The following is a 15,309-nucleotide window of genomic DNA, read 5'->3' as shown; positions in this document are numbered from 1 at the left end:
TCAATTGATCAAACGAGTGGTGAGGGTGTCGGGGCTGTCGAGCTCACGGCTCATCTGCGCAATTTCTTCGGCGGTAAACGCCGAGCCATGGCGAGCCAATGTGCCCTCGGCCAATGCCTGCCTGTCACTTGCAGCCTGGTCCGGTGCCCCCTTGTCGACGTTGCTTCGCAGCAATTCCAGAATGCGCGCCGTCAGCTTGTTGATGCTTGAGGTTTCGCTCAGTTCCATGACCGGCAAGCGAATACCGAAGCGCTCTTCAACGGCCACCACCAGTTCGACACTCATCAGCGAGTCCAGCCCCAACTCCTGCAAAGGACGCTGAACATCCAGTTTATTGGTCGGCAAACGCAATATCTCGCTGATTTCCTGCTTGAGCATTTCCGCGAAGCGTTCAGAAAGCTCTTCGTCGTTCATTTCCTCCAGCAGCCGCTGAATGTCTCTTACATCGCTTTCCTCGTCCTGCTCGCCACCATGCAGCCTTGCCAGTTCGATGAACTTGGGCTCCATCGCGGTGGGCAGAAACCGCGCCAACGCTTTCCACTCAAGCTCCAGTACACCCTGCCCGGAACGTTTTTGGATCAGCAGTTTTTCCAGTACATCCAGCGCAACCTGAGCCTTGAGAGCAGCGCCGCCCATACGCCCCTGTAGCGAGTCCTTGATGTTCTGGTTTCGGGCCAGGAATCCGGCGTCGTCGATGGCTCCCCACAGCACACTGGTGGCCGGAAGCCCCAACGCCAGCCGCTGACGAGCGAGGGCCTCGAGCCAATGATTAGCCGCCACATAGCTGGCCTGGCCAGGATTGCCAAATAACGTGGTGGCCGAAGAAAACAGGACGAAAAAGTCCAGTTGCAGAGGTCTGGTCAACGCATCCAGGTATTGCGCGCCCTTGGCCTTGGGCTCCAGCACTCTTTGCAGTTGTGCTGCATCAAGGCTACGGATCAGGCCGTCTTCGATGACGGTGGCCGCATGCACAACACCGTGCAGTGGATATTCCCCCTGTTCGATGTGGGCAAACACGGCTTCAAGTTGGGCCCGGACCGTGATGTCACAGGCCAGCGCCTGCACATCGATGCCTTGTTCGCGCCAGGCCTTCAGAGTGGGTTGCACATCGGGAGTGGCGGCACCGCGACGCCCCAACAGCACTAAATGGCGAGCGCCCTTTTCTACCAGCCACTGCGCTGTGCGCAGGCCAAAACCGCCGAGCCCGCCAGTGACCAGGTAGGTTCCTCCGGCCTTGAGCTGGAGGCTATTTTGTTGACTGGCTGGCGCGGTGTACAGGTGATGGATCGGGTTGCGGTACGTGACCACGATCTTGCCGATTTGCCGCGCCTGCTGCATATAGCGGAAGGCTTCGATCACTTCATTGGCATCGAACTCACGGTACGGCAACGGGCTCAGCACGCCCTCGTTGAACAGCGCCATCATCTGCGCGAACAGACGGCGGGTAAGTTCCGGACGCTCACTCATCAACTGATCGGCATCGATACCGAAATAGCTGATGTTGTTGCGAAACGGACGCAGCCCGATTTTGGTATTTTGATAGAAATCGCGTTTGCCCAACTCCAGGAAACGCCCGAACGGTTTGAGCACACCGAGGTTGCGATTGATCGCTTCACCGGCCAAGGAATTGAGCACCACATCGACACCCCGGCCCTCGGTGATGGCGAGGATGTCGTCGGCGAATGCCAGCGACCGCGAGTCAAACACATGCTCGACACCCAGCAAATGCAGGAAGTCGCGCTTCTCATCGCTGCCGGCGGTGGCATAGATTTCAGCGCCACACCATTTTGCGATTTGGATCGCAGCAATACCGACGCCACCTGCGGCACCGTGTATGAGGATCTTCTCACCGGGCTCCAGTCGTGCCAGATGGTGGATGGCGTAATAGACAGTGAAGAAGGTGCTAGGAATCGTGGCCGCTGCTTCGAACGACATTCCTTCAGGAATGCGCGCCACGGCATTCGCATTGGTGACCAGCCGGTTGGCGAAACTCGACGGACCGAAGCCAACCACCCGATCACCCGGCTGAAAATCACCGTCGACATCAAGGCCCTTGCCACGCACCACACCGGCGAATTCGAAGCCCAGTGTAGGTCCGGAGAAGCCATTCTCGATCGCCTCGTCGGACAGCAGGCCAAGGGCGAACATGACATCGCGAAAGTTCAAACCCGTGGCCCGCACTTCAATATCCAGCTGATCGCTGGCCGGCACCTGAGGGGTCTGTACCTCCCAACGCACGTTGCGCAACTGCCCAGGGAGCTCGAAGCCAAGCCGTACCTGAGCGGCCCCCTGCTCTGCCCCCGACCGCTCGGCGCGGTCCAGCGTCTCGCTCGACTGCACACGCAAGCGTGGCACGTAGCGTTCGCCTTCGGCGCTAATGGCCAGTTCGGTTTCTTGATCGGCGTGCAGCAGTGCCTTCACCAGCGCTTCAACTGTCGCGCCGGGTGCCAGGTCGAGCAAGCGGATCCGGCAACTGACGGACTCGTTAGCCAGCGTACGGCCGAAGCCCCACAAGGCGGCATCTGCAATCGCGTCAACGTTGCCAGGCATCGGTAGGTCCGCAGGCAACAAATGGGTTGCCGCGCCCGACGTCAGCAGCCAGCAATCGGGCTTGAGGTTGTGGGTTTCACAGGCCTGGGTAATCGCGGCGGCCAGCAGGCAGCGCTGGCCTTGAGCGTCGAGCCCGTCGCTGGAAAACAGGCCCGCCATATGCAGGATATGGTCCGGCGCGGTTGGACGCCGGATCAGTTCGCAGGCCAACTCTGACGCGGAGCCAGGTGTGAAAAAATCGACCTGCTGCCCGGAGGCTTGCAGGGCCGTCGCCAAGGCGTGTGCCAGCGAAGACTCGGGGCCGACGTCAGAGGTCAGCAGCAGCCAACGCTGTGCCGCCAGCGTCTCGGGTGCCTCAATCGATGCCTCTGCGTCGGCGCTTCCCAGCAACAGGTAACTGCCACAGTAAGCACCCGGCATGAACGCCATAGGTTCGCAAGCCTGTAACCCATGACGCCGTAGTTCCTGCTGCCAGAAACCCGGACGCTGCTGAGCCGACAACGCCTGCTGTTCAGGAGCGGCCAGCCACCAGGACGGTTCGGCACCAAAAATGAAATCGGCCCAGCGCGCGGGATACTGCGCCAGCAACAGCACTTCGCCCCGGATATTCAAGCGCTCCACTGCATGCCGCAGACCACGGCTGACCGCTTCCAGCGGTGCCAGATCAGTGGGGGCCAGCACCAGATCAAACCGATTGCCTGGCCATGCTGCGGTGTGTTCTGCATCACTCAGGGTGAGCATTTCGATGTCCGGAAAATCGGCGCGCATGAGCTCAGCCTGATCCAGATTCTGTGCGCAGTATTGGTAATCGATCCGGTCGAAATCCAGACCCGCGCAGAGCTTGGCCGCAAATGGCGCGCCGTCGAAACCCAGTTCCAGGATGCGCAGGCGCTGACCGGCGGGTAACACGGCCAGGCGTTGGTCAATATGCTGTTTAAGCGCACCCACCAAAGCGTGATATCCAGGGGCAGCGAGCACCTGTCGAGCCAGATTGGCCGCAGAGGTTTCTCTGGGCAACAACTCGGCGAGGGTGATTTCACCCTTGAGCAGCGCCAGCAGATGAGTACCCACCCGGCCGGCCGAGTGAATAATCTGGAAGTGTTCCGGGTAGCTATAGAACAGCTCTTGCCAAATCGCTTGCACACTCAGGCTTTCAACCGGTTCGTTAATGCGCCAGGCGTTTTCGCCGACGACGATCAGACTTTCGTCGTCGAGCCCTTGCTGGATAAGCCGATCCAGATAGCGGGCCAGTGCCGGAATCTCCGCGCTCCAGGCGGCGCGCTGATCCACGCTCAGCTCACCGCCGAGACCGACGATAAGGTCCTGCACAAAACGGCTGCAAAGGTGGTCGAGCAGCGGATCGACCTCGTTGACATAGCGCGACAAAATCGGATTTTGCGCCACACTCGCCATCTTGCCGCGCAAGACGTGGGCCAATGTCGACTCGGCCTGAAGTCGAGCAGTAGGCAGCGCCGGATACGGCTTGGCGACACCTTCGAAACGAACCAGCTTCAAATCACCGGAACGATCCCGGTTCAGGCGCACGCCGCGGAAACGTGCATCTTTAATCCGGATAATGGCGTGGCCCTGGGCGTCATACAGGATGAAGTCGACCAACAGGGAATGCTTGGAACGACGTACCAGGCGCACCTCAACCAGGCAGGGAGGCTGACTGCCGGCAGCGAAAGCGATTCGCCCCAGCTTAACCGGAATGAATGCCAGGCCCTTATGGTCGCGGCCGTCCTGGCTCAATACATGCGCAATCAGCTGGAACGCACCATCCAGCATGGCCGGGTGCAGGTGCAGGGCAGGCAGTTCGGCGTTGATCGAAACCGGCACGCTCAGGCGAGCCAGTATCCGGTTTTCGTCTATCCAACCGTCCTCGACCGTTTGATAGGCAGGTCCATAGTCAAGGCCAACCCTGTGGGTCAGCGCCAGATGAGTTTCTGCAGTGAAGTCCGGTGCGCGTTGCGGCAACACAGGGGCCTGGATGCCGAGCAGCGTACCGCGTGCCTCGCCGGGCAGTCGGGCGACAACATGCTTCACCCAGGCCTCAACCTGGCCGACGCCACGCGAGCTGATGCTCAGCGTGCCATCAGCATCGTCAATGCTGACGCGGACTTTCTTGGTGCTGTCCGGGCCTAGCAACAACGGGCTGTGGATTTCCAGCGCTTCGATGTCAACGAACGCACCGGGTTGATAGTGCAACGCAGCCGCCAGGGCCAGCTCGACAAAGCCCGCCCCAGGAAACAGCACCGCATCACCGACCTTGTGGTCGCCCAGGCTTGGAAACAACTGGGTGTCCAGGCGGTTCTCCCACGTCAGGGGCAGGTCCGCCAGGGTGTACCCCAACAGTGGATGCACGCGCTCGCGATGCAAGGTGCCTGCTGACTCGGCCGTCACCGTATGCCAGTGCCGCTCACGCTGCCAGGCGTAATTGGGCAACTGTACGAAACGCCCTGGTTGCGGAAACAGGGACAGCGGGGCGGGTTCGATGCCAGCGATCATCAGCCTGGCCACTGTTCGCTCAATCAATACCTGGCTTTCATCGCGGCGCAGCAACGTTGGGATAACCACACCCTGCATGTCCTGACGCGATAACGCATCGGCCACATAGGTGCGCAGGATTGGATGCGGGCCGACTTCGACGAACACGTTGTAGCCATGCTCCACCAGCGCTTCGCTGGCGGACTGGAACAACACAGGGTGACGGATGTTCTGCCACCAGTATTCGGCGTCCAGACGCTCTCCGGCGAGCAAGCCCCCCGTCACGGTCGAATAAAGCGGGATACGGCCAGCGACCGGGATGATGTGGCTCAGCGCCTGGTTGACTCGCTCACAGATGACGTTCATCGCCGGCGAATGGAACGCGTAGTTCAGGTCCAGTCGACGCACGAAAATCTGGCGCTCGCCCAACACGTTCTCGAAGCGCTCCAGGGCAGCTACCGAGCCCGCTACCGTAGCGCCCTTGAAGCTGTTCTCACCCGCGACCACCAACTCACGGTCAAGGTTGAGCTGGCTCAGCAGTTCACTCGTGTCGACTCCCGACAGACCGACGGCGGCCATCTGCCCGGTTCCGCTGGTCAGGCCTTGCAAACGGCTGCGATGGTAGATGACATGAGTCGCATCATGCAGGCTCAGCGCCCCACTGGCCCAGGCTGCAGCGACCTCACCGACACTATGACCCATCACTGCGACGGGCCGGATGCCGCGTTGCTCCAGCAGACGGGTCACCCCCACCTGCAACGCAAACAGTGCTGGCTGGGCGATTTCAGTCAAGTGATAACGACTGTCGCCATTCTCCAGCGCCAATTCAGCGCGCAAGGAGTAGCCGGCCAGCGGTTGGAAAATCGCATCAACCTCCGCCACGGCGGCAACAAAATCGGGATTGGCCAGCAGTGAACGACCCATGCCAGTCCATTGCGAACCGTTACCGGAGAAGACAAATACCGGGCCGTTGGCTTGATCCAGCGAGCGTCCGCTTTCCACCACCGAAGCCAACCCGCTGACCGCAGGATCCGCCGCGAAATCTACCAGCGCCTGGGCCGCCTGCTGCGCATCGGCACTCATCACCACGACCCGTTGGGGATGTAGATCACGGCGGAACAAGGCATGGTAAGCGGTATCGTATAGGCTGACATGCGGGTGTTCGGCCAAATGTTCAGCGACACACTCGGCCATGGCGGCCAATCCCTGTCCCTCCTTGGCGGTGATCATCAATGGCACCGCTCTCTCGCGTGGTATCAGAGCATCAGTCATCGGCTGAGCTTCGTTACTTTGCAGGATGACATGGGCGTTTGCCCCGCCGAAACCGAACGAGTTGATTCCCACCACGAGTTTGCCGCTAGGCTTGAGCGGCTGGTTTTCAGTGACCACCTTGAGATTGAGATCCGCAAAGGGAATAGCAGGGTTCAGGTTCTCGATGCCTATGGTGGCAGGCACCTGACGCTCAACGATACAGAAAAGAGCCTTCATAAGGCCCGCGACGCCTGAAGCTGCTTCCAGGTGACCCATGTTGCTTTTGATCGAACCCATCAGCAGCGGCCGATCTGCTGACCGAAACTGGCCAAGCGCTTCGCCGATGGCACGCGCCTCGATCGGATCGCCGACCGCAGTACCCGTGCCGTGTGCTTCCAGGTAATCAATCTCACCCGGTGCGATGCCTGCTTTGGCGTAAGCCTGTTTCATCAAGGCGATCTGAGCATCGGCGTTCGGCAGGGTCAGACTTGACTTGCGACCATCGGTATTGACCGCACTACCCGCTACAACAGCCAGTATTTGATTGCCATCGGCAACTGCCTGGTCGTAATCCTTGAGATAGAACAGGCCGCCCCCTTCCGAACGCACGTAGCCATCGCTGGACTCATCGAACACGTGGCACTGGCCCGTCCGGGAAAGCATGGATGCCTTTGAAAAAATCAGAAACCCGAACGGATGCAGGTGCAGGCTGATACCACCGGTAATGGCGTGGTCGATATCACCATTCTGGATAGCCTGGCATGCCTGGTGAAAAGCGATGAGCGAAGAAGAACAAGCCGTGTCGATGACCATGCTCGGACCGTGCAGGTCGAAAAAATAGGACAGCCGGTTGGCAGCAATACTCGAGGTATTACCCGTAGCCGTGGCAGCATCGATGGCAGACATGTCGTCGGCCAGGCGATAAGCATGATCGACACTGGCAATCCCCAGGTACACCCCGCAATTGCTGCCACGCAGATGTGAAGGTTTTACACCGGCGTTTTCGAACACCTCCCAGCTCAGCTCCAGTAACAAGCGTTGTTGTGGGTCCATGATCGCGGCTTCACGCGGAGAAATGTTGAAGAACCCGGCGTCGAATGTAGAGACATCCCCCAGCGAACCCGCAGCAAATGTATAAGAGGTTCCGCCGTTAGCTTTGTCTGGATGCAGGAATTCTTCCTGGACCCACCGGGACGACTCAACATGGGTAATGAAATTACGCCCGTCCAGCATACTTTGCCAAAAATTGGCTCGCGTGGCGCCAGGAAAGCGAAATGAAGATCCAATGACTGCAACTTTTCTATGCATCTTGTAACACATTCCTTTAAATACCCCCGTGCAACACGATGCTTCGGGCAAAAACAAGTGTTGTCAATCAAGGCAAGTATCGAAGATATCAATCTTTTATAAAACCGAACTGTCAAAACCAAACAGTAGTGAGTAACAAACAAAACCAACACCCATCCCCTTATGATCTGAAATGCTTCAAACCATTTTGGCCGGCAATGATACGCTGCTTGCGAGGCAGGAGGAATCCCTGAAACACTTGCATTTACCCACGCCAAGCTCTGCGTGATTAGTGCGGGGGCATTTCGCTACCGACCTTGAAAATTCGCGATGCAACCCATACCCCTATCACACGCCAGCGCACACGATACGACTATAGCGCCTACTATCCCCGTACTTTTTAACGGTTATTTCGCTACGCGAAAGCCAGCACTCTCGTATCATCTTGTAATGATTTTTTAAATCTGACCGTCAAGACTTTAAACACAGGGCATTAATCCTTCGCGTGACTCAAGGCACTTTGTTTGCCCCGTGGAAAACCAATGCCTAATGTTTCCAAACTCCTTGCCTGTCTAATCTTGCAACAAACTTGATAAGCCTCCGAATTAAAAATAGCGCAGTCTTTGCAAATTAATCAGGAAGAAAAGCATGAAGTGGCTTAAGCGGATCGTGACGTGGGCTGTGTTTGTAGTGGTCGGCGTTGGTGCGCTAGGGATTTACTACGTACTGCCGCAGCATGACATCGTCTTGGTCACGGGTGTTGAAGTGAAGCGTATGGACGCTGATGGAGTGATCAACGCAGAGAACACGTCCAATGGACCTACCCGGGACGTCTACTTCATCAATACCGAAAACCCGGACACTAAAAAAGTGGTGGTGTATCGCAATGAGGACACGGGATTGAGTTTTCCGTGGTATTTCAAATTTGATGCTGCCGACGTGCAAGCCAAAGCCCAAGGCTACTCTCGCGACTCCCAACAATTGTCTCTCATCCGCTCCTATGGTTGGCGTATCCAGATATTTTCGGTTTTTCCAAACATTACCTCGATTGAGCCTACGAACAGTAGAGCCGAGCCATTCCCCGTCTTCAATACCCTTTTCTTCACCGCTCTTACACTGATAACGCTAGTGCTCGCCATGGTTGTCAGGGGGATTTTGCGACGCCGCCATTCGCGGGTCATGGTTCCGAAACACTCGTAGCGGGCGTGAACTTCGGAGCCTCATCGGCTGCAAATGGAATTGATGAGGTTTGTTATTCGGAAAGGTAAAGGTCAGTCGCGAGAGCTGTTCTTCGCTGGGGGATTCTGCATTGCTCGATCAAGACTCGTGGCGACCCAATTCAGCGACCTTACACACACTCCCAAGCAACACTGCATGCAAGCAACTTGAGAACAAGGAGCGCAAAAAATGACACTTACGCTGGCAAAAAACCAATCCATCTCTCTTGAAAAAACCGCTGGCAGCAGCCTTAAAAATGTCAGCCTCGGCTTGGGCTGGGACCCCGTGAAAACTCGCGGCTTTATGGCGCGTTTACTGGGCGGTGGCAGTGACGAAATCGATCTCGATGCTTCCTGCATCATGCTTGACGCCAGCAAAAAGCCCATGGATCTGGTGTGGTTCCGTCAACTCCAATCCAGAGACGGTTCGATTACCCACTCGGGCGACAACCGTACCGGCGAAGGAGACGGCGATGATGAAACCATCAACGTCAAACTGGACAAATTGCCGGCTGCGGCAAAGTTTCTGGTGTTTACGGTGAACTCCTTCACTGGGCAGACTTTTGAAAAGGTCGAAAACGCCACCTGCCGTATCGTCGATGCCGGAAACAACAAAGAACTGGCGCGCTTCAACCTGTCTGAGAAAGGTCGCCATACCGGTATCGTGATGGGCTGCCTTGCGCGCACCGACGCAGGCTGGATCTTCACAGCTATTGGCGAGGTAACCAACGGCCGCACGGCTGACGATCTCGTCGATCTGGCCGTCAGGGCGGTGTGCGCATGATCAATCTGGGTCCTGGTGCCAATACGTCAGTGACCACAGGGCAGTTGACGGTTGAGGTTAACTACTCTGCAGTGTCGGTTGCCGACATCGATTTTTCGGCATTTGTTCTCGATGCGACCGGTAAGGTCCGCGGCGATCAGGACATGTGCTTTTACGGTCAGAAGAGCGTTAACGGGGGCGCAGTGCAACTAACTGACACCTCGTCCGGGCGCGCGGTTTTTATGCTCGACCTGAGCCGTCTCGACCTTGTGGTTGAGAAAATCGCGCTGACCGCAACCCTCTATGAAAACAAAGCCAGTTTTGACAGCGTGTCACATCTGTCGCTAAGCGTGACCGGTGGAGTAGATGTCGTCATCCCAACGAGCGGAATGAAAGAAACCGCCCTGATTCTGGGTGAGTTTTATCGTCGCCAGGGGGCCTGGAAGTTTCGCTGCGTAGCCCAAGGTTTCGCGGGTGGGCTGGAACCTTTGGCCAAGAACTTTGGTGTCGAGATCACAGCCCCAACGCCTACTTCTGTTTTCGCCCCTCCCCCGGCAGCGCCGCCAGCCTCCGTAAAATCGAGTGTCAGCCTCAGCAAAATCACTCTGGACAAGTCGCGATCGACGATCAGCCTGGAAAAAGGCAGTGGTGATTTCGGCGAAATAAAAGTCAACCTGAACTGGAATCACGCGCCCCCTGGTGGCGGGTTTTTTTCGAAGAAAAGTAGCGCTATCGACCTTGATGTGGGGTGTCTGTACGAATTGCAAAATGGCCAGAAAGGCGCGGTTCAGGCGCTGGGTAATTCTTTTGGCAGTCTCGGCAGTGAGCCTTTCATTCAACTGATGGGCGATGACCGCACTGGCTCAGTCAGCGACGGCGAATGGCTGCACATCAATGGCAAACAGTGGAAAGCGATGCGCCGCATTCTGGTGTACGCCTTCATTTACGAAGGCGCACCAAACTGGAAGGAAACCGGCGGTGTCGTGGTCATCTCCATCCCGAACCAACCACCGATTGAGGTGCGCCTCAACGAGGAAGGAGGTCGCTACGGGATGTGCGCGATCGCGCTGCTCGAAAATGAAAACGGTGCCGTCAAAGTCACCCGGTGTGTGGATTTTCACAAAGGCCACAGTGCGATGGACAAGGTCTACGGCTGGGGCATGCGCTGGGCAGCCGGTTCTAAATAACCAATGTTACTTGCGAGGCTGGCTCAGCCTCGCCTTCTGAGGGAAATAGTCATGCTTGGCTGGTTGAAAACTAATGCTGCAACAGCCCGCGACAAGCTCGCGTCTGAAGTCACTAAATTCAAGAACCGCGAGTTTCTGGATGCGGTTGTCGCAGGCTGTGCATTGGTCTCTGCTGCCGACGGCGATATCAGTGCAGAAGAAAAACTGAAGATGATCGGTTATATCCAGAACTCTCAGGAGCTGAAAGTGTTTGACCTGAAGGATGTCATCAATTCGTTTCAGGATGTTTGTTCAAAGTTTGAATTTGATTACCAGATCGGCAAAGCAGAAGCGCTGAAAACGATCGGTAAAATTCGTAAAAAAGAGGATGCCGCGCGCCTGCTGGTCCGCGTCTGCTGCGCAATCGGCGGAGCAGACGGTAGTTTTGACGAGAAGGAACAGGCTATGTGCCGTCTCATTTGTAATGAACTGGGTTTGAATCCGGCTAATTTCGATCTTTAAGGGACGGTACCGTGGAAACTACAAGTCTTGGATTCCCCCCGCTGACGATGGCGGTTTTTGTCGGGTTGGCCCTCAGTGCCATGCTCATCGACATGCTGACCCATCGCGGCAACAAGCCCGTTACATTGCTCAACGCCTCGGCCTGGTCAGTGTTCTGGATATTAATATCGCTAGGTTTTGCCGGTTTCCTTTACGTCGAACATGGTCCAAACATTGCGACCCTGTTCGTGACGGGTTATGCACTGGAAAAAGTCTTGAGTGTGGACAATCTGTTCGTCTTCATGGCTATTTTCGCCTGGTTCAAAATCCCCGACAGTTTGCGTCACCGCGTCCTCTATTGGGGCATTATGGGCGCCATCGTATTCCGTTTGATCTTTGTTGCCATAGGCACAGGCCTGCTTGCGTTCGGCCCATGGGTCGAGGTGGTGTTTGCTCTGATTGTGGCCTGGACCGCAGTCATGATGCTCAGAGCGGGCGGTGATAACGAGGAGGAAGTGGATTACTCCCAACACAATGCTTATCGCTTTGCCAAAAAACTGTTCCCTGTGTGGCCGAAGTTGCAGGGCGACCGATTCTTCGTACGCCGTACCGAGTTGGAAACCGAACTTAAAAAGCCGGAAAACAAAGGCATGACCTTAGTGGGTAAAGGCGCGCTGTTCGCCACGCCACTGTTTTTGTGTGTTGTCGTGACTGAAATCTCCGATGTCCTGTTTGCGTTCGACTCGGTGCCTGCCGTTATTGCGGTGAGTCGCGAACCCTTGATCGTCTATTCGGCCATGCTGTTTGCGATATTAGGTCTGCGGACCATGTACTTCGTCCTCGAAGCCTTAAAACGTTACCTCGTTCACCTGGAAAAATCGGTCATTGCATTGCTGTTCTTCATCGCCGCGAAACTCGGCCTGAACGCGACCAATCACCTGTTCCACCATGGTTATACCATCGACCCCAACACCAGCCTCCTGATCGTAATGGTCGTGTTGGCAATCGGTGTCGTTGCAAGTCTGATGTTCCCAGGCAAAGAAGAGCCTGAAAAAACTTAAGCAAAAACACTTACCACAAGGAGTATTAACTCGATGGCACTGACACTTCAAAAAGGTGGCAATCTTTCCCTCTCCAAAACCGACCCGTCGTTGACGAAGATTGTGGTTGGCCTTGGCTGGGACCCTCGTGCTACCGATGGCACGGAGTTCGACTTGGATGCCAGCGCGATGCTGGTGGGTGCAAGCGGTAAAGTTCGCAGTGAAGCGGATTTCATTTTTTACAACCAAACAACATCAACAGATGGTTCGGTTGAGCACACCGGAGACAACCGTACCGGTGCCGGTGATGGCGATGACGAAAGCATCAAAGTCGACCTGAGCAGTGTACCCGTCGACGTCGACAAGTTGGTGTTCATCGTTACCATCCATGACGCTGAGATACGCAAACAGAACTTCGGCCAGGTAGGTGGAGCCTTCATCCGTATCGTCAACGAGCTGTCCGGTGCCGAGATCGTTCGCTATGACCTGGCTGAAGACGCCTCTACCGAGACCGCGATGGTTTTCGCCGAGTTGTACCGCAGCAATGGTGAATGGAAGTTCCGCGCAGTGGGTCAAGGTTATGCCGGCGGCCTGAAAGCATTGGCCAACTCCTACGGCATGAATTTCTGATTTATTCAAACGCATCAGCACAAGGATTCAATCATGGCTGTCAGTCTGCAGAAAGGCGGTAATGTTTCGCTTTCCAAAGAGGCTCCAGGCCTAACGGAAGTCATCGTGGGTCTGGGTTGGGATCCTCGCATCACTGACGGAACAGAGTTCGACCTGGACGCCTCCATTTTTATTGTGGGTGAAAGTGGCAAAGTGCTCGACGACGCGAGTTTCATCTTCTACAACAACAAAAAAACGGTCGACGGTTCAGTCGAACACATGGGCGATAACCGCTCAGGTACTGGCGACGGTGATGACGAGCAAGCCACCATTAAGCTCAATGGTCTAGCTGCCGCAGTCAAGAAGCTGGTGTTCGCAGTCACCATCCATGATGCTGAAGCACGTAAGCAAAGCTTTGGTCAGGTGTCCAATGCCTATATTCGCGTTGTAAACAAAGCCGATGGCAAAGAGTTGGCTCGCTACGACCTGTCTGAAGATGCCTCCAGCGAAACCGCCATGATTTTTGGTGAGCTGTATCGCAGCGGTGAGGCGTTCAAGTTCAAGGCCATTGGCCAAGGGTTCGTTGGTGGATTGAAACCACTGGCTGAAGCGCATGGCGTGAGTATCGGCTGACTCTAACGGATAAATACTGCTCGGCTTCGCCGCATCGAGCACCGCCACGACCCGCGTCAGCTGGGCCTCAGTGAATGGTGCGCGCTGCGGCAAGTCTCCGTATTGACCAAAGATGAGGGCATCACGAGTCGTGATCCATGCGGATAACCGACGTGCTTATATTCAGACACCCACCCGGAACGATCATGATTTTTTGTTATTTTCCGAGCTTGGTACGTCCTCGGCGCCAAGCCGGGTGGAACTGTCGCCAGTGCGCATCCTGGGCGGCCGCGAGCAATTCTTGGTCTCCCTTCGTGTCTCCCCACGCTCGCACTCTGAATGCGGTTAATGGGCCGTACTTCTCCTCCAGGCGCATAACCTTGAACACACACCGACAGTTGTTTCCCAAAATGTTGCCCGTCAGAAAACCGTCCACCTCCTCCAACTCTGTGGCTATCAAGCTCACTCCAAGTCGATTGGCGAAGGGTTGCAGCACTAACGCCGGAGAAGCGGAGCACAGTGTCACTGTCGCGCCAGCGCTGATTTCCATGGCCACACAGTGCAAGCCAGCAGGCCGCATGAGCCGGGGCCAGAACTGGGTGCAAAATTCATCGGCCTTCGTTTGAACCCACGCAGTTTGAACACCCGTGAGAAACGCGCGCACGAGCCTGGCTTTCAACTCATCACGAGAAATGCGCCGACCAACGTACAGCAGACTTGAAAGCGTCAATTTGGCCAGACGCATCGCAAACGCTCTTCGCCCGAACGCAAAACGCAGAAAAGGGACAAAGCTGTCATGCCGCGTCAGCGTGCCATCGAAGTCAAAGACCGATAACACCTTCCGATTCGAACCGTGATCTTCTGCAACGACGACTCTGCTCATCTGACACACTCAGCCCACCGAACAGGGCTTTCACTGGCGCTGCTCACCTGCGGCATGACGCCATGCCATTCGGCACGCTCCAAAATGTTTGTTGCCCACTTGTAGTGGGTCGCGGGTTCACACATGACATCGTTGTATTTGAACACCGCAGGAGCCACATCGCTACAGATCAAGCGAGCGCTGTTCAGGTCTTCAAGGGATACACGAAGGGCGTCCTGAATAAGGGTAATCTGGCTGGGATGAATGGCCGTTTTCCCGACCAATCCGTGAGCGATATCCAACCCCAACTCCTCTCGGAGCAATTGCGGAGTGGCCAACTGCTCAAAAACCGGGGCGGTCAGCGCAAAGCCCAGGGAGCCCATAACCCCCGTAAGCATAGGGATGACATAACCCATGGGCGTTGCGTAAAGCGTCGTCACCGGATTCCGGCGCAGGCCAAGACACCCCATTAAGTCGTTGCCACCGATTCGTAAGGCGATGATCCGCTTGTGAAGGGACTCATGCAGGGCCTGGCCAAGCTCGACCATCGCGCTCGGGTTGAAAACATCAGTCGTCTCCAGGGTTGGCATCAAGAGCATGGAGGGATTGGTAACGGCGCTCTCCCACGCGAACAGGTTGCCCATCGTCAACTTGGGAACAACAAAACCGTTCACGTGCTGCATCAAAGGCCAGTCGTTGAGAATCGCCGCCATTTCAGCGTCACGCGGACGGACAAAAAGCAGCGGGGCATTTACCGGCAGCCCTCCTCGTTCGTGGATACGGCTAAGCAATACATGCAGATTTTGAAGCGCCTGATCGACGTCAATGTCCGCGACTGCATCTTCAAGGCAAACAACCAGCGAACGCAGATCGGGGAGCTTCTCGCGGAACACAACATTCAGGATGTCACTGCGTGTTGCTGGCATGTAGAGGGTTGCGCCAAGGGCGTAAGCAGAGATCATTT

10 protein-coding genes are annotated in these 15,309 nt (G+C 56.3%); 7 read left to right on the top strand and 3 right to left on the bottom strand.

Annotated features, from left to right (window positions below):
* The gene (locus AC1ME2_RS25295) at window positions 1-7,596 is read right to left on the bottom strand and encodes an SDR family NAD(P)-dependent oxidoreductase (RefSeq protein WP_480437786.1); all 7,596 of its coding nucleotides are present in this window, start codon (window positions 7,594-7,596) and stop codon (window positions 1-3) included.
* Between the two features lie 627 nt (window positions 7,597-8,223).
* Between AC1ME2_RS25295 and AC1ME2_RS25290 the strand changes: the two genes are divergently transcribed.
* The 7 genes from AC1ME2_RS25290 to AC1ME2_RS25260 all read left to right on the top strand — a co-directional run bounded on the left by AC1ME2_RS25290 (window position 8,224) and on the right by AC1ME2_RS25260 (window position 13,504).
* Window positions 8,224-8,775 (top strand): DUF1523 family protein, encoded by a 552-nt coding sequence (locus AC1ME2_RS25290; protein ID WP_480437783.1) that lies wholly within the window; start codon window positions 8,224-8,226, stop codon window positions 8,773-8,775.
* Between the two features lie 207 nt (window positions 8,776-8,982).
* Entirely contained in the window at window positions 8,983-9,576 is a 594-nt protein-coding gene (locus AC1ME2_RS25285; RefSeq protein ID WP_480437779.1) for a TerD family protein, read from the top strand.
* Window positions 9,573-10,742 (top strand): TerD family protein, encoded by a 1,170-nt coding sequence (locus AC1ME2_RS25280; RefSeq protein ID WP_480437776.1) that lies wholly within the window; start codon window positions 9,573-9,575, stop codon window positions 10,740-10,742. Before AC1ME2_RS25285 ends, AC1ME2_RS25280 begins: the two co-directional genes overlap by 4 nt.
* 51 nt (window positions 10,743-10,793) lie before the next feature.
* Window positions 10,794-11,243: a tellurite resistance TerB family protein gene (locus AC1ME2_RS25275; protein ID WP_480437773.1), complete on the top strand. Its 450-nt coding sequence runs from the start codon at window positions 10,794-10,796 to the stop codon at window positions 11,241-11,243.
* Between the two features lie 11 nt (window positions 11,244-11,254).
* Complete coding sequence (locus AC1ME2_RS25270) at window positions 11,255-12,283, top strand: TerC/Alx family metal homeostasis membrane protein (RefSeq protein ID WP_480437770.1); 1,029 nt, start codon at window positions 11,255-11,257, stop codon at window positions 12,281-12,283.
* A gap of 33 nt (window positions 12,284-12,316) precedes the next feature.
* Window positions 12,317-12,892, top strand: a complete 576-nt coding sequence (locus tag AC1ME2_RS25265) for a TerD family protein (RefSeq protein WP_480437767.1) — start codon at window positions 12,317-12,319, stop codon at window positions 12,890-12,892.
* A gap of 33 nt (window positions 12,893-12,925) precedes the next feature.
* Window positions 12,926-13,504 carry a TerD family protein gene (locus AC1ME2_RS25260; RefSeq protein ID WP_480437764.1) on the top strand — a complete coding sequence of 193 codons (579 nt, stop codon included), beginning with the start codon at window positions 12,926-12,928 and terminating at the stop codon, window positions 13,502-13,504.
* Window positions 13,505-13,700: 196 nt separating this feature from the next.
* Here AC1ME2_RS25260 and AC1ME2_RS25255 read toward each other — a convergent pair whose 3' ends face one another.
* Window positions 13,701-14,366: an HAD-IB family hydrolase gene (locus tag AC1ME2_RS25255; RefSeq protein ID WP_480437761.1), complete on the bottom strand. Its 666-nt coding sequence runs from the start codon at window positions 14,364-14,366 to the stop codon at window positions 13,701-13,703.
* Entirely contained in the window at window positions 14,363-15,307 is a 945-nt protein-coding gene (locus AC1ME2_RS25250) for an HpcH/HpaI aldolase/citrate lyase family protein (protein ID WP_480437758.1), read from the bottom strand. The genes AC1ME2_RS25255 and AC1ME2_RS25250 overlap by 4 nt, the downstream gene beginning before the upstream one ends.
* Window positions 15,308-15,309 lie beyond the last annotated feature (2 nt).

The sequence above is a fragment of the Pseudomonas sp. ASL9 genome, from assembly GCF_056680335.1.
This window is presented reverse-complemented; position numbering and strand designations above follow the sequence as displayed.